Raw genomic sequence first — 24,341 nt, forward strand, 5'->3', positions numbered from 1 at the left:
CGCTCGCCTCAGAGTCCGTCCGGACCGCTCTCCAGCAGCACCTTGAACGCTGCCTCGTCGAGGATCGTCAGGCCGAGCTCTTCGGCCTTGGCGGCCTTGGAGCCGGCGCTCTCGCCGACCACGACGTAGTCGGTCTTCTTGGAGACCGAGCCGGACGCCTTGCCGCCGCGGCTGATGATCGCCTCCTTGGCACCATCGCGGGAGAAGTCGTCGAGGGAGCCCGTGACGACGACGGTCAGGCCTTCGAGGGTGCGGGCGACGGACTCGTCGCGCTCGTCGGCGAGAGAGACCCCGGCCTGCCGCCACTTCTCGACGATCTCGGCGTGCCAGTCGACCTGGCGCCACTCGACGATGGCCTCGGCGATGATCCCGCCGACGCCCTCGGTGTTGGCGAGCGCTTCCTGGGAGGCGGCCCAGATGGCGTCGAGGGTGGCGAACTCGGTGGCCAGCGCGCGAGCGGCGCTCGGGCCGACGTGGCGGATGGAGAGCGCCACCAGCACTCGCCACAGCGGCACCTGCTTGCGTTCCTCCAGGTTGGCGAGCAGGCCCACGGCGTTGGCGTTGAGCACCCGCTCGCCGGCCCCGGCCTCCTTCTCGGCCTTCTTGGCCGCCCGGGTGAAGAACGACGTGGTGGCGAGCTTGTGCTCGTCGAGGTCGAAGATGTCGCCCTCGTTGGTGATCACCTCGGCGGCCAGCAGTGCGTCGGCCGCCTCGTAGCCCATCCCCTCGATGTCGAAGGCGCCACGCCCGGAGGCGAAGAAGACCCGCTCGCGCACCTGCGCGGGGCAGCCGCGGTGGTTGGGGCAGCGCAGGTCTTTGTCACCCTCCTTCTGCTCGGCGAGCGTGGTGCCGCACGCGGGGCACTCGGTGGGCATCACCCACTCCGCGAGCCCGTCGGGACGCAACGGCAGCACCGGGCCGAGGATCTCGGGGATCACGTCGCCGGCCTTGCGGAGGATCACGGTGTCGCCGGGGCGTACGTCCTTCCGCCTCACCTCGTGGGCGTTGTGCAGCGTCGCTCGCTCGACGGTCGAGCCGGCGACCTTGGTGGGCTCCATGACACCGAAGGGCGTGACCCGGCCGGTGCGGCCGACACCGACGTCGATCGCGAGCAGCTTGGCGTTGACCTCCTCCGGCGGATACTTGTAGGCGATCGCCCACCGCGGCGCACGGCTGGTCGAGCCGAGGCGGCGCTGCAGCGAGATGTCGTCGACCTTGATCACGACACCGTCGATCTCGTGCTCGGTGACGTCGTGGCGGTGCTCGCCGAAGTAGCCGATGAACTCCTCGACCTCGGCGAGGCTCCCCAGCACCTTGACCCGCTTGGAGGTGGGCAGGCCCCACGCCTTCAGGGCGTCGTAGGCGTGCGACTGGGCGACCGGCTCGAAACCCTCGCGAGCCCCGATGCCGTGGCAGACCATCCCGAGCGCACGGGTCGCGGTCACCCGTGGGTCCTTCTGGCGCAGCGATCCGGCGGCGGAGTTGCGTGGGTTGGCGAACATCGACTTGCCGGCGTCGACCAGCGACGCGTTGAGCTTGTCGAAGGCCTCGATCGACAAGAAGACCTCGCCGCGCACCTCGACCAGGTCTGGCACCGGGAACTCCTCGGTGCCGTTCAACCTGTGCGGGATCGAGGAGATCGTGCGTACGTTGGGGGTGACGTCCTCCCCCGTGGTGCCGTCGCCGCGGGTCAGCGCGCGGGTCAGGCGGCCCTTCTCGTAGAGCAGGTTGATGGCGAGCCCGTCGACCTTGAGCTCGCAGAGCAGCTCGGCCCCGCCGGCGCCGTCCTTGGCGACCCGGGCGTGCCAGGCGGCGAGCTCTTCGAAGGAGAAGACGTTGTCGAGGCTCTCCATGCGCCGCAGATGGTCGACGGCGGTGAACTCGGTCGAGAAGGTGCCACCGACCTTCTGGGTCGGCGAGTCGGGCGTGCGCAGCTCGGGGAACTGCTCCTCGAGCTCGTTGATCCGCCGCCACTTCTGGTCGAAGTCGGCGTCGGAGAGCGCCGGGTCGTCGAGCACGTAGTAGCGGTAGCGCGCGTCCTCGATCTGCTCGGCGAGCTCCTTGTGCTCGGTCTTGTGCTCCGCGGCTGCCGCCGTCACGTCTTCGTTCACAGGGCTATCTTGCACAGGGCTATCTTGCCTGGTGCCGCCGACAATTTTCCGGCGCTATACCCACCCGGGCGTTTTCCTGTCCGGACCAGCACAAACACCACTCGACGCCCTCAATATCGACGCAACCGATCAACACCTGGGTGACGTGGGTCACCAACTGGGTCGAAGCAGGCTACTTTGCTCCGGCGTCGGGCGAGGCGGACCGACGCCACCCCCACGGACTACCGCCTTGTGAGGTCTGCAGTGCTTTCTCGGCTCGTGGTGACGCTGACGACAACCCTCGTGCTGCTGCTGGCGCCAGCCGGCTCCGCCTACGCGCTCGGCCTGGGCAGCGTCTTCTCCGACGCCGAGGTCGACATCAGCCTCGTGGAGCAGTCGAAGGACCGAGTCGTCATCGACGTACGCGGCACCGGCTACAGCGGCAAGACGCTCGAGATCGCGCTCAACCCGAGCGGCTACCTCGGCTCGGGCACGCGCAGCACCTTCATCAAGTCGGTCGCCTACGATCCCGGCGGCTCCGAGGACTGGAGCTCCCGGTTCACCCTCGACGCCGCCCAGATCGCCCAGCTCGAGCCCGACACCAGCTACCAGATCATGACGATGCGGGCGAACGGCCGCGACGTGCTGAGCTCGGGCGACACCCGGACGACGAAGATCCCCTTCGACTTCGACCAGCTCACCCAGCCCGAGAGCTCGCCGAGCCCGCAGCAGCCCGGCGGCGGTGCCGACGGGGCCGGCGGCTCCCCGTCGGGTGACGGCTCGGGCGGTGCGTCCGGGAAGACCGGCCGGGGCACCACGGGTGAGACCGGTTCCGATGGGGACGGCGCAGGCGTTGGGTCCGCCGAGAAGGACGAGAAGGGGTCGACGGACGACACCGAGAAGTCTCCCTGGAAGGCCCCCGAGGAGCCACCCACGACCACGGGCATCGAGCTCGGCGGTGCCGAGCGCTCGGTCGACGCCGGCGACGTCATCCGCGCCTCCGCGTCCGGGTTCGAGCCCAACGAGACCGACATCAAGGTCGTCGTCTACTCCACGCCCATCGTGCTCTCGACCAGCGTCAAGGCCAACGGGCACGGGGTGGCGTCCTGGTCCGGCCGACTCCCCCAGGACATCGGCCTGGGCAAGCACACGCTGACCTTTCAGGGGTCGGTGGACCGCGGGGTCACGTTCATCGTGACCGGTGCCCCCGCCGACGGCGAGTGCGCCGACGGCGCCTGCACCAAGGTCCCCACCACGCAGCAGACCCCTGCGGCCGCCTCCGCGGGCGAGAGCAGCTCGATGGGCTGGCTGACCTGGGTCATCGTGGCGGTGATGATCGCTCTCGCGGCCCTCGCGGGCACCATCGCGATGCTCTCCGGTCGCCGCCGCTCCGACCCCGACGACTGGCACGACCCGCGTCACGACCCCCGGCACGGCCAGCGTCGTGCGCACTACGCCGAGCCCGGCTACGCCTATCAGCAGCCGCGCGGCGAGCATCCTTCGCGCCGACAGGTGCCCGACCAGCTTCCGCCCGACCAGCTTCAGCAGAACCGCTATCGACCGACCCACGCCCAGCCCCCGCAGCCTCAGGCCCAGCAGCAACCGCAGCCGAGTCACCGTGGTCAGCCTGCCCCGCCACCGGCACAGCGTCAGCCGCCGCCGCAGCCGGGCCAGCAGTCGGGACGGCAGTCGGCCAGGCGCCAACCAGCCAGGCGGCAGCCGGCTCAGCAGCCGCCGCAACCGCAGCCGCAGCAGCCGGCACAGCACAAGCCGCGACCGCCGGAGTCGTTCGCTCCCCCGAAGCAGCGGGCCGAGGCGTTCGCGCCCTGGCGCTGACCGAGCACCAGCGGCGCGACACCACTGGCCGATCAGCACTAGCCGATCAGCGCCTCGCCCTCACGCGCGGTCTCGGCCGACACGGTCGGCCACAGCGTCTCCAGCGCTGACTCGAGCCCGGCGAGCACCGGGTCGAGATCGTCTCCCGGGAACGGAGCGGGCGCCTGGTGGCGTACGACGGCACAGAACGCACGGCGCTCGCCTTCGGCCGGGTAGCAGCGGGTCATCTCGGCACGGCCCTCGGCCCAGCCGTCATAGCCGTCGGAGTCGCCCTTCGAGCAGGTCAGCGCCTTGGGGCACTTCCGCTTGGCCGCGGGCAGGCCGGGGGCATGGATCGCGGTGATCGTGCTGCCGTCGGCGCGGGTGCCGGTGACGCCGAACGCGCCCTTGCCGAAGCCTGCGGCGTCGGTCTTCTCGAAGGAGTCGATATCGGCGTACGCCTCGGTCTCGTGCAGCCCCGCGGCGATCGCCGCTGCGGTCAGCGCGACCTCACCCGCACCGTTCGACCCGGTCTCGGGAAAGCCCTTGACCTGGGCCCTGGTCATCTCGGCGGTCGTCTTCGTGCCGAGCCGCGGGTCGGTGACCAGGGCGACCAGGTCATCGACGCTCACGTCGAGATCGAGGCGGCGAGGGTCTTTCGTGATGCGCTCGCCGAGGTAGGCGGCCCGCCGCTCCTCGCCGTCATGCTCGTAGGAGACCATCACCTGTCCCGGGGTGCCGTCGCTGGTGGCGAGATCCCAGGCGAGCGTCGCCGTGCCGCCCTCGGCCTTCACCTCGACACAGCCCGCCATGCCCTGGTGGCACCAGGCCGAGAGCAGGTCGTCGTCGACCGCTCCGGCCTTGACATCCAACGAGTACTCCGTGCCCCACAGGAGCACGGTGCCGACCTCGTCCTGCGCGAAGTAGAGGTCGCCGCCGTCGAACTTCGTCGGCTCGATGTCGACGTGCTCGAGCGTGACCGCAGCCAGCGCTTCGGGGGTGGCCGGCTTGTTGCCCGGCTTCAGGTCTGCCGGGTCAGGGCGAGGGTGCGCCGAGGCGCTCTGCTTGCTCCCCGCGTCGCCCGGCTCCTTGGCCTCCCTGCTGCCGCAACCGGCGAGCAGAGTCGCCGCCACCAGCGCGACGACTGCTCGCCGGCCCATCCCCCGTCGTCCCATGACGGGGAATCTACGCCAGGTGACGGGCACTTTCGCCGAGGATGCGCGAGACCGTCCGCGCCCACTGCCAGTCGGCACCAGCCAGTCCGCACGCCGGGGTCAGCACGATGTCGTGGGACGCATCGAGCCCGAGCATGTCGAGCCAGCGCTCCACGGTCTCGGTGACCGTCTTGTCGGTCGGAGCGCTGTCGGGCGCGAGCGCGGGCACGACGCCGAGGGCGACCGTGTCGCCCGCCTCCAGCGAGCTCGCCAGCTCGTCGTGGTCCGCAGCCGAGAGCTGAGCCAGGTCGACGCTGAGCCCCTGGGCCCCCGCCGTGCGCAGCAGGCCGAGCGGCGTGCCGGGCGCGCAGGAGTGCACCCACGGCGTCGCACCTTCGTCGGCGATGGCACCGAGCACCCATTCGAGCCCCTGGGAGGCCTCGGGGAGATCGATGCTGCGGTGCTTGCCGAAACCGGACGCCGTCGGCACCTGGGCGTTGAGCACGGCGGGCAGCGCCGGCTCGTCGACCTGCACGATCACGTCCTGCGCCCCGGGGAGCCGGCGGCGTACGTCGCGGATGTGGGTGCGTACGCCCTCGGCCAGCGCCTGGGCCAGCTCGCGACGCGCGCCGTGGTCGGCAAGCAGCTTGTCGCCGCGCGGGCGCTCGACGGTGGCGGCCAGGGTCCATGGGCCGGTGACCTGGACCTTGAAGGCGCCCCCGCCCGCGACCAGCGCGGAGTCCTGCGCCAGCTCCTCGAGCGTATCGAGGTCTTGAGCCAGCAGGCTCCGGGCTCTGCGGTGGTCGACGCCCGGGGAGCCGCCGGTGCCGGTCAGCCGCCAGCCCGCGGGCTGCAGGTCTGCGTCGAGCCCGTCGAGGACGGCCAGCGCGCGACCGGTCATGTTGGCGATCGCGCCTCGCGCGGGCAGCTCGGGCAGATAGGGAAGGTCGGCGAGCTCACCGAGCACGACCCGCACGGCTTCCGGATAGTTCTCTCCGGGCAGCGAACCGACGCCGGTGGCCCTCACGCCTCGACCATCCTGCGGGTCTCGGCGATCGTCGCCGAGCCGACCACCCGACTGCCGTCGTAGATGACGGCCGCCTGACCTGGGGCGATGCCGTAGGCGGGATCGATCAGCTCGATCCCGACCGCACCGTCGACGGGGTCGACGCTGACCCGCGCACGATGCTCGGTGCCGTGCGCGCGCAGCTGGACGGTGCCCTCCAAGACACCCTCGGGCGCCCGACCGGCCCACCGCGGCCTGATCCCCGAGAGCCGGTCGACGGCCAGTTGCTCGCGCGGGCCGACGGTCACGGTCGCGGTGACCGGCTCGATGTCGAGCACGAACCGTGGCTTGCCGTCGGGTGCGGGCTTGCCGATGCGGAGGCCCTTGCGCTGCCCGATCGTGTAGGCGTACGTGCCCTGGTGCTCGCCCAGCACCTCGCCGGACTCGTCGACGATCGGTCCGGACTCGTTGGGCGCGCGGTCACCGAGCTTCTCGCGCAGCCAGCCCGCGTTGTCGCCGTCGGCGACGAAGCAGATGTCGTGGGAGTCGGGCTTGTCGGCGACGAGCAGGCCGCGGCGGGCCGCCTCCTCGCGCACCAGCGGCTTGGGCGTGTCACCCAGGGGGAACAGCGAGTGCTTGAGCTGCTCCTGGTCGAGCACGCCGAGCACGTAGGACTGGTCCTTGCCGTCGTCGACGGCGCGGTGCAGCTCGACGAGGCCGTCGCCGCCCTCGCGCAAGGTGGCGTAGTGACCGGTCGCGACCGCGTCGAAGCCGAGCGCGAGCGCCCGGTCGAGCACGGCGGCGAACTTGATCTTCTCGTTGCAGCGCAGGCACGGGTTGGGGGTGCGCCCCTCGGCGTACTCCGACATGAAGTCCTCGACGACGTCCTCGTGGAAGCGGTCGGAGAGGTCCCAGACGTAGAACGGGATGCCGATCACGTCGGCGGCGCGGCGGGCGTCGTTGGAGTCCTCGATCGTGCAGCACCCGCGGGCGCCGGAGCGGTAGGACGCCGGGTTGCGCGAGAGCGCCAGGTGCACGCCGGTGACGTTGTAGCCGGCCTCCTTGGCGCGCGCGGCCGCGACAGCAGAGTCCACTCCCCCGGACATGGCGGCCACCACCCTGAGCGGCGCGGTCCCCATCTCGGAGCTCATCTCGGCCCCCATCAGCGGTTCAACCCTGCGGCGCGCCCGCGCTCGACGGCCGCGCCGATGGCGGCGACGAGCCGATCGACCTCGTCGGCGGTCGTGGTGTGACCGAGCGAGAAGCGAAGCGAGGAGCGCGCCTCCTCCTCGGTCTGCCCCATCGCGAGGAGCACATGAGAGGCCTGAGGTACGCCGGCCGAGCATGCCGCTCCGGTGGAGCACTCGATCCCGGCAGCGTCGAGGAGCATCAGCAACGAGTCGCCTTCGCACCCGGGGAAGGCGATCTGGGCGTTGTTGGGCAGCCGATGACGACCGAGCGGTGCCAGCGGCGGACCGTTGAGGTGTGTGCCGGGCACCCGGGCCAGCACCTGCTCGACCAGCCGGTCGCGCAGCTCACCCACCCTGCTCGCGTACGCCTCCTGCTCCTTGACCGCCAGCTCGACCGCTGCCGCGAACCCGGCGATCGCCGCCGTGGCATGGGTGCCGCTACGTACGTCTCGCTCCTGGCCACCTCCGTGGACCAGCGCGGTCAGCTCGAGCTCGCGCCGCACCACCAGGGCGCCGGCGCCCACCGGGCCGCCGAGCTTGTGGCCGGTCAGCGAGAGCGCGTCGACGCCGCTGCCCGCGAAGTCGACCGGCACCGCCCCGACCGCCTGCACCGCGTCGGTGTGCACGGGGATGCCGTGCTCGGAGGCGATCTCGGCGATCTCGGGCACCGGCTGCAGCGTGCCGACCTCGTTGTTGGCCCACATCACCGAGATGAGCGCAACCGAGGCGGGGTCACGCTCGATGGCGGCCCGCATCGCAGCGGCATCGACCCGGCCGGTCGCGTCGCACGGCACGAGCTCGATGTCGGCGCCCTCGGTCGTCTCCAGCCAATGCAGCGGGTCGAGCACGGCGTGGTGCTCGACGGCGGTGGACAGGATGCGAGTGCGCGCCGGGTCCTGGGCACGGCGGGCCCAGAAGGCCCCCTTGAGCGCCAGGTTGTCGGCCTCGGTGCCACCCGAGGTGAACACGACCTCCCCGGGACGCGAGCCGAGCGCGGCCGCGATCCGTTCTCGAGACTCCTCCAGCACCCGGCGCGCGCGCCGACCTGAAGCGTGCAGCGAGCTCGCGTTGCCGACCTGCGCCAGCTCGGCGGTCATCGCCTCGATGGCCGCCGGGGCCATGGGGGTGGTGGCGGCGTGGTCCAGATAGACGGTCCGGGGAATCATCGTCTACCAAGGATACGGCGCATCGGGCCTACCCCACGAACCGTCGACCTCGGCCGGCGGACGCAACCTGACGTTCATCTCGACTCCCTAGGTTTGGCGCCATGTCGCAGGGATTCCGTGAGTACATCGACAACCTGATCACCGAAGGTCACCTGATCGGCGAGGATCACGACGACGACCCGGTTCTCCTGGATCCCTCGGGCCGCGCCGTCGACACCTGGCGCGAGAACTACCCCTACTCCGAGCGGGTCGCCCGCGAGGTCTACGACGAGCAGAAGTACCTCCTCCAGGTCGAGCTGTTGAAGTTCCAGCGCTGGAACAACCGGGTCGGCGGCAAGCACGTGCTGATCTTCGAGGGCCGCGACGCAGCCGGGAAGGGCGGCACGATCAAGCGGTTCATGGAGCACCTCAACCCCCGCTACGCACGGACGGTGGCGCTCTCCAAGCCCTCGGACCGCGAGTCGCAGCAGTGGTTCTTCCAGCGCTACATCCAGCACCTGCCGACCGCCGGCGAGATGGTCCTCTTCGACCGCTCCTGGTACAACCGCGCCGGCGTCGAGCGCGTGATGGGCTTCGCCTCCGACGACCAGTACGAGCAGTTCATGCACCAGGTGCCGCTCCTGGAGCAGATGCTCGTCGACTCAGGCATCACGCTCACGAAGTTCTGGTTCTCGGTCGCCCGCTCCGAGCAGCGCACCCGCTTCATCATCCGCCAGATCGACCCCGTACGGCAGTGGAAGCTCTCCCCGATCGACGTCGAGTCCCTGGACAAGTGGGACTCCTACACCGCCGCCAAGGAGGAGATGTTCCGCCGCTCCGACACCGACTGGGCCCCCTGGACCACCATCAAGTCCAACGACAAGAAGCGCGCCCGCCTCAACGCGATGCGCTACTTCCTCTCCACCCACGACTACGACGAGAAGGACCCCTCCATCGTCGGCGCCCCCGACCCACTCATCGTCCAGCGCGGCATCGACGCCGTCGGCGACTGAGGCTTCCCCGGCCTCAGCCGGGCCACGAGAAGCGCGTCAGGTACGTCGCGATCCTCTCGTCGAGCGCCGCGGCCTCGTCACACTGGAGCGGATGGACCGAGACGTACGCAGCAACGAACGCCCGGCGCACCTCGACCGGTGTCGGCCGCCAGTCGTGATAGCGCGTCCCGAGAAGGACGGCGGCCTGGGCGAGATCGTCCACGCGGCGCCGGTAGCTCGACTCCTCCAGATCGAGGACCGCCGCGATCCTCTCGCCTGACCAGATGATGTTGGCCGACCGGAAGTCGTTGCCGACCAGCTGGGTGCCCGGCGCCGGTGGCTCGATGCTGGGGATCGGCTCCGGGTAGTCGGCCATCGCCGCGTGCATCCGCGCCAGCGTCTCGCCCGCCGCCGTCACCTGCACCGGGTCAGCGATGTCCAGCAGCTCTCCCGCGATCACCTGCTGGAGTCCGAGCGAGAACCCGTCGACCTCCACCTGCAGGCTGCCGTCGAGAGCCGGCTGCGGCGCCGAGACAGGTATCCCGCGCTCGTCCAGCCAGACCGACAACCGAGCGATCGCCGCCAGACGCTCGAACACTTGTGGGCGCATCGACCACTTGGCGATCATCCTCCGGCCATCGACGACGACCCATGCCAAGCAGTTGGCGTCGCTGATCACCAATCGCTCGCAGACATCCACCCTCAGCGACCAGTGCTCTGCCAGGACCTTGTCCAACCAGCCGGTCGCCTCTGTCGCCGAAGCGAAGCCGAACCTCTCGGTGAGCATCTCGCGAGGGTCTGCTGCCTCCCAGAGCATGCTGATCGGCGTGATCGCATCTCCGGCCTCTGTCACGGGGCCAGTCAAGCAGGCGGGTAGGGCGTCAGGAGATGTTGCGTGGTGCTCGATCGCGGGTGGTCGGTGGCCGCCGACCCGTTCTTGGAGGGTCTTCTCGATCTGGCTGGTTATCGGGGCGGCGGCAGGGGTGTGGCGCGGGGATCTTGGGTTGGGTACGGGGTTGGGAGCCCGGGGCCGAAGTCGTGGGGCCCGCGGGTGTGGGTTGGCGGGGACTGTGACAGAGGGTCTGACCTTGTGAACTGTTCACAAGGATTGGGGCGGGTGCCAGGTAGGCATCAGCTTCGCCGAATGAACCGAACCCGTCCATCCGGGAGCCGCTCATGCCCATAGCTGGGGTCATGGATCCGGCGGTGGTCGCTCGGACACAACAGGACCATGTTGGCCAGGTCCGTCTTCCCGCCTTCGGACCAAGGTTTGAGGTGATGGGCCTCGGTCCAGGCCGCTGGAGCATCACAGTCTTCGGCCTGACAACACTTGTCCCGTAGCCGTAGCGCTCGGTGTTGGATCGGATGCGCCAACCTGGCGGTTCGACCTAGGTCGAGGATCTCCGAGTCGGTGCCCAACACCACCGGGACCAGGTCCGCATTGCACGCCATCCGGCGGGCCTCAGCTGCGGTGATCTGATCGCCATCGAAACCCAGGGCAGCTGCGCCGAGATCCTTGCGGAGCTGGTCGAGGCTCATGGTAATGAACACCGTGGTCGCGTGCCCACCATGGCGGGGCAGGTTCTCCACGTCGTAGGTCTCGACCACGCGGGCGAAAGCCTGGCCCAGCAGGCGCTCGTAGGAGACTTTGCGGCCCTTGTCCTCGGCCGACCACTTCCTCGGCTGCGCCAACGAGTCCAGCATCGTGCGTAGACGCATCCCGACCGCACGCGAGACACGGGCATGGATGTCGACAGTGCCGTCACCGTTGTCACGAGCCCGGAAGAACGTACGCCGCTGCGCCTGCTCTTCCTCCCGCTGCAACGCCTTCGACTCGGCGGCCTCGAAACGTTCCGGGTCGATCTCGGCCAAGATCCGCTTGCCCACGATCCGCAGCTCGTTCGCGGTCAACCGGGTCGCATGATCGACCAACAGCTTCTCCGCAAGCGCCAGATCTTCGGCGCTCGCAGCAGGGTCGGTTTCGATAGCATCGAGCGCATTGGTGATCACCCGGGCCTTGTCCTGCGACACCACGCCATCGGCCAGCCCGGCGGCCACGATGTCGTACTTCGCGACCGCGCCGGCCAGCTTCACCCGCGCCCGACCGACTGTCTTGTCGACCAACAGATCGGCACGCATCCAACCCGACGCATCCTTCGCACCAGTCTCCTCGGCGATGTCACCAGCCGACGCGAGCACCCGCAGCGCGAGCGCAGCCTGCTGCGCCTTCAAGATCTCGAGCCGCGCGAGGACGTCCTTCTTCTGACTCGTACGCCAATAGCCAGGGTCCATTGCAAGCAGATCACCGAGAGCGGTTTCGATGTCCACAAGAGCAGCCGAAACCGGGTCACGAGGGCTGGTGCCCCAATGGTCGACGTGGTTCTCGACGCTCATTGCTGACCTCCTCTCAAGGCGCCCTTCGGATACCCTTGATTTTACTCTTTACCGACCAGTAGATCCACCTATTTCCGCAGGTCAACACGCCTTTTCCGCGGCAGCGAATCAGCAGCAACGCCTCCCGGCCACACCGTGGCCGCCGCCCCGATAACCAGCCAAATCTTTTCTCGATCTGTCCCGGAGTCCAGGACCACCGAAGGTGGCCGGCGAAGCCGGCGGCCGCAGGCCGTCCTTGACGCCGGGCCAGATCGAGAAGACCCTCCAGGAAAGGGCCGGCGGCCAACATCCCCACAGAACCCGACATCCCCACACAACAACAGCTACCGTCCGCAACCATGAAACCCCTAGGCCCCGTCCCCTGGCCCCCAGCCCCGATCGTGACGGAACGACTAACACTCCGAGAGACCAGACCAGAAGACAGACCAGCCCTGGCAAAGCTCCTCTCCGACGAGCGCGTGCAGCACTACCTAGGCGGCCCGCAGCACACCCGCGAAGAGCTCGAGCAGCTGATCCCAGAGGATCCGAACACCAGGCCAGGCATCTTCGCGGTCGAGCACGAGCACCGGTTCATCGGAAGGGTCACGGTGCAGCGCAGAGACCGATCCTGGCCTCACCACGTGCGCGAGGAAGGCGACGAGGTCGAGATCGGCTACGAGCTCTTCCCGGAGTCATGGGGCCAGGGCCTCGCCGCGGAGGCCGCCAGCGCGGCGATCGCCTGGATCGAGAAGACGCTCCCGGGCGAACCGATCGTGCTCACCACGCGGGTCGCCAACGTACGCTCGCTGCGCCTGGCCCAGCGCCTGGGGTTCGTCGAGGTCGAGCGGTTCACGGCCTACGGCGCCGAGCAGTGGTTCGGCCACCTCGACCCTCGGGGTCAGGCGTCGGTCTCCAGCATGTTGGCCGTCCACAGCCCGAGCCCGAGCGGGAGCAGCACTCCCCAGGTGGGGTGAAGCTCGGCGAAGTCTCCGGGCGTCTCGCCGACGAGGGCCAGCCAGCACAGCAACGTCGCGATCGCCCCGAAGCCTGCCACCACGCCGGCAGCGGCCCGAGCCGCGCCGGCCCGGTTGACGGCGATGACGACAGCCAGGATCACGGCCACGATCACGAACAGGATCGCCAGATACAGAACAACCGTGAGCCAGCCGAACGCCGAGGGGATCTCCCCGGAGTCGTCACGGACCTGGCCGATCCACCCGATCGCCGCCCAGGCGGACAGCGGCCGGTCGGCATCCGAGTCGTCCTCGGTGACCCGGACCATCGGAGTGGCGAGGGTCGCGATGGCCAGAAGCAGCACCCCGATGAGCTGCGTACGCCGCAACCGGGATGCGGTCTCCTCGTTGCCTCGAAGCGCGGTGCGGATGAGACCGTCGGAGCTGTTCGTCACCCGCTCAGGTTAAGCGACCTCAGTCCGCCGGGGTGCCGAGGTAGGCCAGCAGCGCCAGATGGTCGGAGCCGGGCACCTCGACGGTGTCGGTGGCGAGCGCGACGAGCCCGTCGCCGATGAGCACGTGGTCGATGGCGGCCGACGGCGGAAGCGGGATGCCCGCGAAGCCCTGGGTCGGCCAGGTCGGCTGCCACCCGGCGTTGCTGGCTCGCGCGGCATCGTGCACCTGCGCGGCCTCGAGCAGTCGCCGGACCGTGTGGTGGTCGAGGGAGGCGTTGAGGTCGCCCAGGATCAGATCCGGCTTCTCCTCGGCCGCTGCCTTGCGGATGATCTCCTGCTCGGCCGGCCACTCGGCCACCGTCGGCGCGGCCGGGTGGGCGACGAGCACGCGCCACTCCCCCACGTCGGCGACCCACGACCCCATCCGGGTCTCGAGCTTGCGTTCCTTGGTGATCGGGCGGTCGGCGAAGAGCATCGTGCCGCGCGTGCCCGGCGCGGCCTGCCCCACGCGATAGGGCAGCTGGTCGCCCAGCGCCGCCGACAGCTTCGGGAAGGCCTCCGGGGTGATCTCCTCGACCGCCAGCACGTCGACCTTCTGCGCGCGCACGGCCTCGACCACGGCGGCCGGGTCGCCCTTGCCCTCGAAGAGGTTGGTGGTCATCACCGTCAACGGCTCACCGGCGCTGGTCTCCCGCGACCCGGCGTAGAGCGGCGCCTGCCAGGCCAGATGCACCACGAGCAGCAGCGCGACCACGCCGGCGAAGATCGCGAACCGGGTGCGTCCGCGTCCGACGGCCATCCACACCAGCACGAGGATCGCGATCAGGCACAGGGCGTAGAGAGCGATGGCGAACGGCGTGAACGCGGCCAACCGCACCGCCCGCAGGTCGGTGCTCGCCGATGCCCGGGAGAACGTGATCGCCAACGCGGGCACACCACAGACGACGAGCACGCCCCACGCCAGCGCGAGCGGCACCCACCGTGCGCGGCTCACGAGGTTCGCTCGCTCACAGCACCACCATGTCGTCGCGGTGGATGACCTCCCGAGCGTACGCAGCGCCCAGGTTGGCCTCGAGATAGCCGGAGGACCGTCCGGCCAGTCGCGGGATCTCGTCGGCGTCGTAGTTCACCAGACCGCGCGCGACAGGTGCGCCGGACGGGTCGACGACGTCGACCGGGTCGCCGGCGTGGAAGGGACCGGCCGAGCCGGTGATGCCGGCCGCGAGCAGCGAGGCGCCACGATCGGTGATCGCGGTGACCGCGCCGGGGTCGACGGTGATCGACCCGACGGGCTCGGTGGCGTGCTGGAGCCACAGCAACCGGGCCGGGCGTCGCTTGCCGACCGCGTGGAACAAGGTGCCGACCGGCTCGCCCGCGAGCGCGGGGGCGGCCTGGGCAGCCGAGGTCAGCACCACCGGCACACCGGCCTCGACCGCGATCCGGGCGGCCTCGAGCTTGGTCACCATGCCGCCGGTGCCGACACCTGCGGCGCCGGCCTTGCCGATGGTCACCCCGTCGAGGTCGTCGAGCGAGGCGACCTCGTCGATGCGCTGCGAGCCCGGGTCCGACGGCGGCGCGTCGTAGAGCCCGTCGACGTCGCTGAGCAGCACCAGCAGGTCGGCCTTGACCAGGTGGGCCACCAGCGCCGCGAGCCGGTCGTTGTCGCCGAACCGGATCTCGGAGGTGGCCACCGTGTCGTTCTCGTTGACGATGGGGAGCACGCCGAGGTCGAGCAGCTTCGACAGCGTCGCGTCGGCATTGCGATAGTGGGCGCGACGGTTCAGGTCGTCGACCGTGAGCAGCACCTGACCTGCGATGATGCCGTGCCTGGCGAGCTCGCCGGTATAACGGTGCACCAGCAGGCCCTGGCCCACGCTCGCCGCGGCCTGCTGCTTGGCCAGCGCCCGCGGACGCCTGGCCAGCCCCAGCGGCGAGAGGCCGGCCGCGATCGCTCCCGAGGAGACCAGCACGACCTCGTGCCCCGCGGCCCGGGTCTTGGCGAGCACGTCGACCAGACCGCTCACCCGGGCAGGATCGATGCCGCCCTCGGCGGTCGTCAGCGACGAGGAGCCGACCTTGACGACGATCCGAGAGGCCCCGCTCACCTGGGCACGGTTCACTCCGACCCCTTGGCCCCTGGGTCGTCCTCGGCCCAGTCGGGGTCGTCGTCGCCACCGATCTCGTAGGCCACCGGGCCCGCGCCGTCACGTAGGCGCCGGGCGACGTCGGCGCGCGCCTCGAACTCCTCCTTGGTCTCCATCCCGGCATCGATCTCGCGGCGTCGCGAGGCCGAGGGGCGCTCCTCGTAGAAGCGCTGGTCCTCGCCGCGGCGACCGAGCATCTCGGCGCCGGTCTCGATCGAGGGCCGGAAGTCGAAGACGACGGAGTTGGCCGGGTCGCCGATGACGACGGTGTCGCCCTCCTGGGCACCGAGCTCGACCAGGCGCAGCTCGACGCCGAGCCGGTTGAGCCGGTCGGCGAGGTAGCCGACCGCCTCCTCGTTCTCGAAGTCGGTCTGGCGCACCCAGCGTTCGGGCTGCGGCCCGCGTACGAGGTATTCGCCGAGCTTGGAGACCTTGACCGTGAAGCCGCCCTTGCCCTCGGCACCGGCCGGGCGCAGCACGATCCGGGTGGGCTCGACGACCGGCAGGTCCTTGCGGGAGTCGGCGACGAGCTCGGCCATCGCGTAGATCAGCTGCTGGGTGCCCTCGCCCGAGGCGGCGGAGATCTCGAAGACCTTCAGGCCGCGCTTCTCGAACTCCTCGATGGTCATCTGCGCGATCTCACGACCGTCAGGCACATCGACCTTGTTGAGCGCGACCAGGCGCGGGCGGTCCTCGAGACCGCCGTGGCGGGTGAGCTCGTTCTCGATCACGTCGAGGTCGTCGATCGGGTTGCGGCCGGGCTCGATGCTGGCGGTGTCGATGACGTGCACGATCGCCGCGCAGCGTTCGATGTGGCGCAGGAACTCGTGACCGAGGCCGCGACCTTCGCTGGCGCCCTCGATCAGGCCGGGCACGTCGGCGACGGTGAAGATGGTCTCGCCGCCCTTCACGACACCGAGGTTGGGCACCAGGGTGGTGAACGGGTAGTCGGCGATCTTCGGGCGGGCGCGCGAGATCGAGGCGATCAGCGACGACTTGCCGGCGCTCGGGAAGCCGACCAGGCCGATGTCGGCGACGACCTTGAGCTCGAGGCCGATCTGCCGCGCCTCGCCGGGCTCGCCGAGGAGCGCGAAGCCGGGAGCCTTGCGCCGTGCGGAGGCCAGCGCCGCGTTGCCGAGGCCGCCTCGGCCGCCCTCGGCCACGACGAGCTCGGAGCCCGGGCCGACCAGGTCGGCGAGCACGTTGCCGTTCATGTCCGTGACCACGGTGCCGTCGGGCACGGGCAGCACCAGGTCTTCCCCGTGCACGCCGTTCTTGTGGTCACCGGCCCCCTGGCCGCCGTTGGAGGCCTTGCGCTTGGGGCTGTGGTGGTAGTCGATCAGCGTCGTCACGTCGGGGTCGACCCGCAAGATGATGGTGCCGCCCGGACCGCCGTTGCCGCCGTCGGGACCGCCCAGCGGCTTGAACTTCTCGCGGTGCACAGACGCCACGCCGTGCCCGCCACGACCTGCCTCGACGTGGAGGGTTACGCGGTCGACGAACGTGGGTACAGCCATACCCCAACCCTACCGACGGCACGCCTCACAGTTGTTATCCGCGAGCCGCCCTGCCCGCGTCGGCACTAGGTTGTGTCCATGCGCACAGGAACAGTGATGTGGCCGATCGAAGACTGGCCGGAGATGGCCCGGCGATGGGTGGAGGCCGAGGAGCTCGGGTTCGAGACGGCGTGGGTCTACGACCATCTCGCCTGGCGCGGACACAGCCCGTGGGAGGAGGCGTTCACCTCGCTGGCCGCCGCCGCGATGTGCACCACCTCGATCAGGCTGGGCACGCTGGTGACCTCCCCCAACTTCCGCACCCCGATCCCCACCGCCGCCGCGATCCGCAGCCTCGACCGGATCTCCCAGGGCCGGATCACGATCGGCGTCGGCGCCGGCGGCGACGACCACACCTCCGACGGCGACGTGCTCGGGCGAGAGTTCACACCTCGCGAGCGGGCCGACCGGTTCGCGGAGTGGACCCGGGCGCTCGACACGATCTTGAGCGACTCCCCCGTCACCATCGACGGCGAGCACTGGCAGACCCGCGAGGTGAGCGTCAGCCCCGGTCAGGTGCAGCAGCCGCACGCCCCGCTGTGGCTCGCCGCCAACGGCCCCCGCGGGATCCGGCTCACCGCCGAGGTCGGCGACGGCTGGATCGCCAACCCCGGTGGCGATGACCCCAAGGCGTACGTCGCCGAGCGGCTCGACCGGCTGCGCGATGCCTGCGAGGCGCAGGGGCGTGACTTCGAGGCGATGCCGAAGCTGTTCATGAGCGGCTTCACCGACGAGCCGTGGACCGAGTCGGCCGACGCGTTCGAGGATCTCGCCGGGGCCTACGCCGAGATCGGCATCACCGACATCGCGGTGCACTGGCCGCGCCCCGGCACCCGCTGGGAGATGTCGCGAGAGGTCTTCGAGGCGATCGCCGAGCGCTCGGCGTCCCTGTGATCCTTCGCCGGGCCGAGCGCCTCTGAAATACGCGAAGGGCCCTCTCCCACAGGAGAGGGCCCTTCGACGAGGCGTAGCTCAGGCGTCGCCCGGGACGATGTTGATCACCCGGCGGCCGCGGCGCTTGCCGAACTCGACCGCGCCCTGCTGGAGGGCGAACAGGGTGTCGTCGCCACCGCGACCGACGTTGGTGCCCGGGTGGAAGTGGGTGCCGCGCTGGCGGACGATGATCTCGCCGGCGTTGACGACCTCGCCACCGAAGCGCTTCACACCGAGGCGCTGGGCGTTCGAGTCGCGACCGTTCTTGGTGCTTGCCGCACCCTTCTTGTGTGCCATCTCTTCAGTCCTTAGTGAGTCTCGACGCCGGAATCAGGCGTTGATCGCGGTGACCTTGACCTGGGTGTACTTCTGACGGTGACCCTGGCGCTTCTTGTAACCGGTCTTGTTCTTGTACTTCTGGATGATGATCTTCGGGCCCTTGGAGGCGCCCACGATCTCGCCGGCGACCGAAGCCTTGTCGAGGCCGCTCGTGGTGACGGTCTCACCGTCGACGAGCATGACGACGGGCAGCGTGACCGCAGCACCGGCCTCGCCGTCGAGGCGGTCGATCTCGATGACGTCGCCGACGACGACCTTCTGCTGCTTGCTGCCAGCCTTCACGATCGCGTACACCGCGGTCTCCTTCATGCTCCGAACTCAAAGTCTCATGTATCCCACAGCACGACGCACCCGGCCCCGAAGCGATAGGCGCGGGCGGATGCCAGCAGGAATGGCGCACTGCGCACGCCGAGGTTCAATACTACGTACGCGACCAGGTAGCCGCAAAACGCCGCGGCGCAGTCCTCGCGAACGCTGTGGGGACATTGTCCACCATCGGGTCACCGAACCGGCCACCGGGCGCCCGATCCGGTGCCGACCCCTGCACATCGGGCACGATTCCGGGCAAGATGTCGCACATGACAACCTCCGGGCCGCCGATCATGGCCTCATCTCCGGCGAGCGAGGGCATCACCGCGCACAGCGCGGAGGCCCGACAGGAGGAGATCCTGGCGCGGGCGCGCACCGCCGGGCGGGTGGCGGTCACCGAGCTGGCGCCGGCGTTCGAGGTGAGCGTGGAGACGATCCGGCGCGACCTCAAGGTGCTCGCCGACCGGGGCGTGGTGGAGCGGGTCTACGGCGGCGCGGTCGCGCTCGAGAGCGGCAGCTTCGAGACCTCGCTCGAGTTCCGGGCGGGCCACGACGTCGACGAGAAGCACCGGATCGCCCGGGCCGCGACCCAGCACCGGCACGGAGCGGAGACGATCTACATCGACGAGGGCACGATGCCGCAGTTCCTCGCCGAGGAGATGTTCGGCGGCGGCCCGGCGACGATCATCACGCCCTCGCTCCCGGTCGCCACCCGCCTGGCGGCCGACCCGCAGCTCACCGTCATCGTCCTGGGCGGGCGCGTGCGCACCATCACCCGCGGCGTCGTCGACCAGTGGGCGATCCGGATGCTGGAGGACCTGGTGATCGACCTGGCCTTCATCGGCGCCAACGGCATCTCCCGCGAGCAGGGGCTGACCACGCAGGACCCGTCGGTCGCCGCGGTGAAACGCACCGCGATCCAACGCTCGCGCCGCCGGATCTTCTTCGGTGCGCACACCAAGTTCGGCGCCTCCAGCCTGTGCCGTTTCGCAGACGTACGCGACTTCGAGCTGCTCATCACCGGCACCGAGCTCTCGGCCACCGACGCCCGCCGGTTCGGGGCGCTCGGGCCCAAGGTCGTCCGAGCCTGAGCCCGCACCCGACACCGGCCTGACACCGGCCTGGCAGCTGGCCCGAGACCGGGCACGAACCGGGCACTGACCCACCACCGACCGGGCTAGGGGGTCGGGCCCGAATTACGCCATCGTGGTCCGTGACGACAGTCACACTGCAAGGAGGCAGATCGATGCGGGCACGGAGACGGACCTCCGCAGCGCTGACGGCACTATCTCTGGCCACCGTCTTGTTGACGGCGTGCGGGACCGGTGGTCTCGGCGCGGGCGGCACGAGCGCGGGCGAGCACAGCATCACGGTGCTGATGGTCAACAACCCCCAGATGCTCGAGCTCCAGGAGCTCACCGCGGAGCACTTCACCGAGAAGACCGGGATCGAGGTGAACTTCGTCGTCAAGGTCGAGCAGGACATGCGCGACACCGCGAGCACCGAGTTCGCCAACCAGTCCGGCATCTACGACGTGGCGACGCTGTCGAACTTCGAGATCCCCTACTACGCCGAGGCCGGCTGGATCTCCGACATGGAGAGCATCGCCGACGACCCCGAGTTCGACCAGGACGACATCCTGCCGCCCATGACCGAGGCGCTCTCGGCCAACGGCAAGGTCTACGGCCAGCCGTTCTACGGCGAGTCGTCGTTCCTGATGTATCGCAAGGACCTCTTCGAGAAGCACGGCATCGAGATGCCGGCCAACCCGACCTGGGAGCAGGTCGCTGGCTTCGCGGCGAAGATCGACAAGGCGGAGAAGGACATGCGCGGCATCTGCCTGCGCGGGCTGGCCGGCTGGGGCGACAACCTCGCCTCGATCACCTCCGTGGTCAACACCATGGGCGGCACCTGGTTCGACGAGGACTGGAACGCCCAGGTCGACAAGGGCGGGTTCAAGAAGGCCGCCAACTTCTACGTCGACCTCGTGCGCAAGCACGGTGAGGCCGGCGCCGCGACGTTCTCGTTCCCCCAGTGCCTCAACGCCATGCAGCAGGGCAAGGTCGCGATGTGGTACGACGCCACCTCCGGCGCCGGCCCGATGGAGGCCGAGGAGTCCCCGGTCAAGGGCAAGGTCGGCTACGTCGCCGCCCCGCACGAGCAGACCGAGAACGCCGGCTGGCTCTACACCTGGGCGTGGGCGATCCAGAAGTCGTCCCAGCACCAGGAGGACGCCAAGAAGTTCGTCACCTGGGCCTCCAGCAAGGAGTACGAGGAGCTGGTGATGGCCGACACCGAGCACGACACCGGTGGCCCCACCAACGTGCCCGCCGGCAAGCGCGCCTCCACGTATGAGAACCCCGACTACCTCGAGGTCGCCGGCTCGTTCGCGACCCCGACGATGAACGCGATCAAGAACGCCCAGGCCGACAACCCGGGCCTCCAGAAACGTCCCTACAACGGCATCCAGTTCGTCGGGGTCCCGAGCTTCACCGACTTCGGCACCGAGTGCGCCAAGCAGCTCTCGAGCGCCATCTCCGGCTCGAAGACCACCGATGCCGCGCTCGAGCGATGTCAGTCGTTCGCCCAGGAGTACGGCGACGTGCAGAAGGAGAAGCAGTGATGGCCTCGGTGACCGCAGATCTCCCCGCAGCAGCGAAGCCGGCCGCGTCGCGGCCGCCTGAGGCGTACAAGAAATGGGGGCGGGAGTCGTGGAAGCGACGCGCGCCGCTGCTCCCCGCGCTGGTCTTCCTCATCGTGGTCACGCAGCTGCCGTTCGTGGCGACGCTGGTGATGTCGTTCATGAGCTGGAGCGCGCAGCCCGACGCCCCGGAGAAGTCCTTCGCCGGCCTGGACAACTTCAAGACGGTCTTCACCACGGCGGCCTACCGCGGGGCAGTGCTGACCACGATCGAGATGACCGTGGTCGTCGTGGGAGTCAGCGCGCTGCTCGCGCTCGGGATCGCGATGCTGCTCAACCACGCCTTCATCGGGCGCGGCGTCGTGCGCACGATGATGATCGCGCCGTTCCTGATCGTGCCGATCGCGGCCGCGGTCTTCTGGGGCAACGGCATCTTGATGACCGGGTTCGGCCTGGTCGACGGTGTGCTCGGTCAGCTCGGGGTGCCCGGCGCCCAGGACATCGCCTTCCTCACCGACCATCCCAAGCTCGCCATCGAGATCGAGCTGATCTGGCAATGGACGCCGTTCATGATGCTGATCCTGCTCGCCGGGCTGCAGTCGCAGGACCCGGAGGTGCTGGAGGCCGCGAGCATCGACGGCTGCAACGGGTGGCAGACGTTCGTGCACATGACGCTGCCCCACGTACGCCGCTATCTCGAGCTCTCGGTCGTGCTCGGCACCATCTTCATCGTGCAGAACTTCGACTCGGTGCTGGGCATGACCGGAGGCCTGAACTCCACCAACATCCCCTACGCGGTCTACGAGACGTTCTACTCGGCCAAGGACTACGGGGTCGCCTCCGCACTCGGCGTCGTCGTGGTCGTCGGATCACTGATCATCGCCACCTTCGCCCTGCGCGTGGTGTCGTCCCTGCTCGAGGAGGAGAACTGATGAGCGAGCGCAACTGGAACCGCCAGCGGGTGGGGAAGATCGCCATCCCGCTCGCCGCCTGGATCATCGGCCTCATCTTCGTGACACCGATCCTCTACATGGTGCTGACGTCGCTGCACGCACCGCACGACGCGCAGACCTACCCGCCGAGCTGGGGCGCGCCGCTGACCCTCGACAACTACGGCGGCCTGTTCAGCTCCGCCAACCCGATCACCCCGGCGCTGATCAACTCGGTGATCACCAGCGTGATCTCGACGTTGCTGGTGCTCGCGCTGGCCATCCCCGCGGCGTACGCCCTGGCGATCCGGCCGGTGCGGCGGTGGTCGGACGCGATGTTCTTCTTCCTGTCGACGAAGATGCTGCCGATGGTGGCGGGCATCCTGCCGCTCTACCTGTTCACGACCCAGGTCATCAAGATGCCCGACAACGTGATCATCCTGATCCTGATCTACACCGCGATGAACCTGCCGATCGCGGTCTGGATGATGCGTTCGTTCCTGGCCGAGGTGCCGCCCGCGATCATCGAGGCAGCCTCGATCGACGGGGCCAGCACGATGCGGATCCTGACCCGCATCGTGGCGCCGATCGCGATGCCCGGCGTCGCGGCGACCTCGCTGATCTGCTTCATCTTCGCGTGGAACGAGCAGCTCTACGCCAAGGTGCTGACCTCGGTCGCCGCGCAGACGGGTCCGGTCTTCGTGAACACGCTGATCCAGACCGAGCACGCCTATCTGGCCGAGCTGGCCGCGGGCGCGACGCTGATCTCGCTGCCGGTGCTCATCGCCGGCTTCGCCGCTCAGGACAAGCTCGTCCAGGGCCTCTCCCTCGGGGCGGTCAAATGACGCAGGCTCGACTCACGACGGCCCGGCTCGGCGAGCTCTCGAGGGCTGTGGCCGTCCCCACCTACGACCGATCTGCCGTCACTCCCGGGATCGTGCATCTCGGGGTCGGTGGCTTCCACCGGGCCCACCAGGCACGCTACGTCGACGACCTGCTGGCCGCCGGGGCGCGCGACTGGGGCATCGTCGGGGTGGGGCTGCTGCCCCAGGACGTACGCATGCGGGACGCTCTCGCGGGCCAGGACCATCTCTACACATTGCTCGAGCGTTCACCGGACGGGAGCGTGCAGGGTCGGGTGATCGGCTCGATCATCGACTACCTCTTCGCCCCCGACTCCCCCGCCGACGTGCTCGCGCTGCTCACCGACCCGAAGATCCGGATCGTGTCGCTGACGATCACCGAGGGCGGCTACCACGTCAACCAGGCGACCGGCGGCTTCGACGCCTCCGACCCCGGTATCCGGGCCGACCTGGAGGCGGGCACCGAGCCGACGACCGCGTTCGGCTACGTCGTGGAGGCGCTGGCCCGCCGGCGTGCGGCCGGAGTGGCGCCGTTCACGGTGATGTCGTGCGACAACATCGCCGGCAACGGGGAGGTGGCCCGCAAGATGATGGTCGCCTTCGCGAGGCTGCGCGACCCTGAGCTGGGCGCCTGGATCGAGTCGGAGGTGGCCTTCCCCAGCTCGATGGTCGACCGGATCACGCCGGCGACCACCGATGCCGACCGGGAGGAGGTCGGCTGGCGGTTCGGCTTCGACGACGCCTGGCCCGTGGTCAGCGAGCCCTTCACCCAGTGGGTGCTCGAGGACCGCTTCCCGCAGGGACGCCCGTCCTTCGAGGACGCCGGCGTGCAGATGGTCGACGACGTCGAGCCCTACGAGCTGATGAAGCTGCGGCTGCTCAACGCCAGCCATCAGGCGTTGTGCTACCTCGGCTATCTGGCCGGCTACCGCTACGCGCACGAGGTCTGTGCCGACCCGCTCTTCGTCGACTTCCTGCTCGGCTACATGTCGCAGGAGGGCACCCCGACGCTGCCCGAGGTGCCCGGCGTGGATCTGCCGGGCTATCAGCGCGAGCTGATCGACCGCTTCGCCAACCCCCACATCCGCGACACGTTGGCGCGGCTGTGCGCGGAGAGCTCCGACCGGATCCCGAAGTGGCTCGTGCCCGTCATCTCCGCGCAGCTCGCCTCGGGAGGCTCGGTGCGCCGCTCGGCGCTCGTCGTCGCCGCCTGGGCTCGCTACGCCGAGGGCGTCGACGAGCAGGGTGCCCCGATCGACATCGTCGACAACCGACGGGCCGAGGTGATGGCCAGGGCGGTCGCCCAGCGCGAGGACCCGCTCGCCTTCCTCCGCTCCCCCGACCTCTTCGGCGACCTCGTCGACTGCCCTGAGTTCACCGAGCCGTACGCCGAGGCGCTGGCGTCTCTGCACACGATCGGTGCGCGGAAGACGCTCGAGGCCTGGTGAGGCCGC

22 protein-coding genes are annotated in these 24,341 nt (G+C 69.6%); 9 read left to right on the forward strand and 13 right to left on the reverse strand.

All coding sequences use genetic code 11. From position 1 onward, the window contains the following. Positions 1 to 8: 8 nt before the first annotated feature. Complete coding sequence (gene ligA, locus FB381_RS17150) at positions 9 to 2,111, reverse strand: NAD-dependent DNA ligase LigA (RefSeq protein WP_211352471.1); 2,103 nt, start codon at positions 2,109 to 2,111, stop codon at positions 9 to 11. A 261-nt stretch (positions 2,112 to 2,372) separates the two neighbouring features. Here ligA and FB381_RS17155 point away from each other — a divergent pair, with 261 nt between their 5' ends. Next, positions 2,373 to 3,926 (forward strand): hypothetical protein, encoded by a 1,554-nt coding sequence (locus FB381_RS17155; RefSeq protein ID WP_141781407.1) that lies wholly within the window; start codon positions 2,373 to 2,375, stop codon positions 3,924 to 3,926. Positions 3,927 to 3,964: 38 nt separating this feature from the next. Here FB381_RS17155 and FB381_RS17160 read toward each other — a convergent pair whose 3' ends face one another. The 4 genes from FB381_RS17160 to FB381_RS17175 are packed head-to-tail and all read right to left on the reverse strand — an operon-like array spanning position 3,965 to position 8,421. Then, entirely contained in the window at positions 3,965 to 5,080 is a 1,116-nt protein-coding gene (locus FB381_RS17160) for a hypothetical protein (RefSeq protein WP_141781408.1), read from the reverse strand. A gap of 10 nt (positions 5,081 to 5,090) precedes the next feature. After that, positions 5,091 to 6,086, reverse strand: coding sequence for a uroporphyrinogen decarboxylase/cobalamine-independent methonine synthase family protein (locus FB381_RS17165; protein ID WP_141781409.1), 996 nt, complete (start codon positions 6,084 to 6,086; stop codon positions 5,091 to 5,093). After that, positions 6,083 to 7,216, reverse strand: coding sequence for a tRNA 2-thiouridine(34) synthase MnmA (gene mnmA / locus FB381_RS17170; RefSeq protein WP_246088163.1), 1,134 nt, complete (start codon positions 7,214 to 7,216; stop codon positions 6,083 to 6,085). Before mnmA ends, FB381_RS17165 begins: the two co-directional genes overlap by 4 nt. 11 nt (positions 7,217 to 7,227) lie before the next feature. Beyond that, complete coding sequence (locus FB381_RS17175) at positions 7,228 to 8,421, reverse strand: cysteine desulfurase family protein (RefSeq protein ID WP_141781410.1); 1,194 nt, start codon at positions 8,419 to 8,421, stop codon at positions 7,228 to 7,230. A gap of 101 nt (positions 8,422 to 8,522) precedes the next feature. Between FB381_RS17175 and ppk2 the strand changes: the two genes are divergently transcribed. Then, positions 8,523 to 9,413, forward strand: a complete 891-nt coding sequence (gene ppk2 / locus FB381_RS17180; protein ID WP_141781411.1) for a polyphosphate kinase 2 — start codon at positions 8,523 to 8,525, stop codon at positions 9,411 to 9,413. 13 nt (positions 9,414 to 9,426) lie between these two features. On the opposite strand, the gene FB381_RS17185 is transcribed toward ppk2, so the two are convergent. Both FB381_RS17185 and FB381_RS17190 read right to left on the reverse strand, forming a co-directional pair. Beyond that, the gene (locus tag FB381_RS17185; RefSeq protein ID WP_141781412.1) at positions 9,427 to 10,245 is read right to left on the reverse strand and encodes a phosphotransferase enzyme family protein; all 819 of its coding nucleotides are present in this window, start codon (positions 10,243 to 10,245) and stop codon (positions 9,427 to 9,429) included. A 278-nt stretch (positions 10,246 to 10,523) separates the two neighbouring features. Then, a complete protein-coding gene (locus FB381_RS17190) occupies positions 10,524 to 11,786 on the reverse strand; it encodes an HNH endonuclease signature motif containing protein (RefSeq protein ID WP_141781413.1) in 1,263 nt (420 codons plus the stop codon). A 338-nt stretch (positions 11,787 to 12,124) separates the two neighbouring features. On the opposite strand from FB381_RS17190, the gene FB381_RS17195 reads away from it, so the two are divergent. Then, positions 12,125 to 12,739, forward strand: a complete 615-nt coding sequence (locus tag FB381_RS17195; protein ID WP_141781414.1) for a GNAT family N-acetyltransferase — start codon at positions 12,125 to 12,127, stop codon at positions 12,737 to 12,739. Here the strand turns inward: FB381_RS17195 and FB381_RS17200 are convergent. Genes FB381_RS17200 through obgE form a run of 4 tightly spaced genes read right to left on the reverse strand, consistent with a single transcriptional unit; the run spans position 12,664 to position 16,834 of the window. After that, positions 12,664 to 13,173 (reverse strand): hypothetical protein, encoded by a 510-nt coding sequence (locus FB381_RS17200; protein WP_141781415.1) that lies wholly within the window; start codon positions 13,171 to 13,173, stop codon positions 12,664 to 12,666. The genes FB381_RS17195 and FB381_RS17200 overlap by 76 nt on opposite strands. A 19-nt stretch (positions 13,174 to 13,192) precedes the next feature. Then, positions 13,193 to 14,167 (reverse strand): endonuclease/exonuclease/phosphatase family protein, encoded by a 975-nt coding sequence (locus tag FB381_RS17205; RefSeq protein ID WP_141781416.1) that lies wholly within the window; start codon positions 14,165 to 14,167, stop codon positions 13,193 to 13,195. Positions 14,168 to 14,180: 13 nt separating this feature from the next. Continuing rightward, positions 14,181 to 15,278 carry a glutamate 5-kinase gene (gene proB, locus FB381_RS17210; RefSeq protein ID WP_141781417.1) on the reverse strand — a complete coding sequence of 366 codons (1,098 nt, stop codon included), beginning with the start codon at positions 15,276 to 15,278 and terminating at the stop codon, positions 14,181 to 14,183. An 11-nt stretch (positions 15,279 to 15,289) separates the two neighbouring features. Then, complete coding sequence (gene obgE, locus FB381_RS17215) at positions 15,290 to 16,834, reverse strand: GTPase ObgE (protein ID WP_141781418.1); 1,545 nt, start codon at positions 16,832 to 16,834, stop codon at positions 15,290 to 15,292. A gap of 78 nt (positions 16,835 to 16,912) precedes the next feature. Here obgE and FB381_RS17220 point away from each other — a divergent pair, with 78 nt between their 5' ends. Next, positions 16,913 to 17,767 carry an LLM class flavin-dependent oxidoreductase gene (locus FB381_RS17220; RefSeq protein WP_141781419.1) on the forward strand — a complete coding sequence of 285 codons (855 nt, stop codon included), beginning with the start codon at positions 16,913 to 16,915 and terminating at the stop codon, positions 17,765 to 17,767. A gap of 78 nt (positions 17,768 to 17,845) precedes the next feature. Here the strand turns inward: FB381_RS17220 and rpmA are convergent, their stop codons facing one another. Together rpmA and rplU are read right to left on the reverse strand one after the other, a co-directional pair. Beyond that, the gene (gene rpmA / locus FB381_RS17225; protein ID WP_141781420.1) at positions 17,846 to 18,103 is read right to left on the reverse strand and encodes a 50S ribosomal protein L27; all 258 of its coding nucleotides are present in this window, start codon (positions 18,101 to 18,103) and stop codon (positions 17,846 to 17,848) included. A 33-nt stretch (positions 18,104 to 18,136) separates the two neighbouring features. After that, on the reverse strand, positions 18,137 to 18,439 hold the full coding sequence (gene rplU, locus FB381_RS17230; RefSeq protein WP_141782842.1) for a 50S ribosomal protein L21: 303 nt from the start codon (positions 18,437 to 18,439) through the stop codon (positions 18,137 to 18,139). A gap of 284 nt (positions 18,440 to 18,723) precedes the next feature. Between rplU and FB381_RS17235 the strand changes: the two genes are divergently transcribed. The 5 genes from FB381_RS17235 to FB381_RS17255 all read left to right on the forward strand — a co-directional run bounded on the left by FB381_RS17235 (position 18,724) and on the right by FB381_RS17255 (position 24,335). Further along, the gene (locus tag FB381_RS17235) at positions 18,724 to 19,545 is read left to right on the forward strand and encodes a DeoR/GlpR family DNA-binding transcription regulator (RefSeq protein ID WP_246088164.1); all 822 of its coding nucleotides are present in this window, start codon (positions 18,724 to 18,726) and stop codon (positions 19,543 to 19,545) included. Between the two features lie 155 nt (positions 19,546 to 19,700). Beyond that, positions 19,701 to 21,077 (forward strand): ABC transporter substrate-binding protein, encoded by a 1,377-nt coding sequence (locus FB381_RS17240; RefSeq protein ID WP_141781421.1) that lies wholly within the window; start codon positions 19,701 to 19,703, stop codon positions 21,075 to 21,077. Continuing rightward, positions 21,077 to 22,027 (forward strand): carbohydrate ABC transporter permease, encoded by a 951-nt coding sequence (locus FB381_RS17245; protein ID WP_141781422.1) that lies wholly within the window; start codon positions 21,077 to 21,079, stop codon positions 22,025 to 22,027. Before FB381_RS17240 ends, FB381_RS17245 begins: the two co-directional genes overlap by 1 nt. Next, positions 22,027 to 22,869 (forward strand): carbohydrate ABC transporter permease, encoded by an 843-nt coding sequence (locus FB381_RS17250; RefSeq protein ID WP_141781423.1) that lies wholly within the window; start codon positions 22,027 to 22,029, stop codon positions 22,867 to 22,869. Before FB381_RS17245 ends, FB381_RS17250 begins: the two co-directional genes overlap by 1 nt. Next, on the forward strand, positions 22,866 to 24,335 hold the full coding sequence (locus FB381_RS17255; RefSeq protein WP_141781424.1) for a mannitol dehydrogenase family protein: 1,470 nt from the start codon (positions 22,866 to 22,868) through the stop codon (positions 24,333 to 24,335). The genes FB381_RS17250 and FB381_RS17255 overlap by 4 nt, the downstream gene beginning before the upstream one ends. Positions 24,336 to 24,341 lie beyond the last annotated feature (6 nt).

Origin of the sequence: Nocardioides albertanoniae, assembly GCF_006716315.1 — a bacterium.
Taxonomy (GTDB): domain Bacteria; phylum Actinomycetota; class Actinomycetes; order Propionibacteriales; family Nocardioidaceae; genus Nocardioides; species Nocardioides albertanoniae.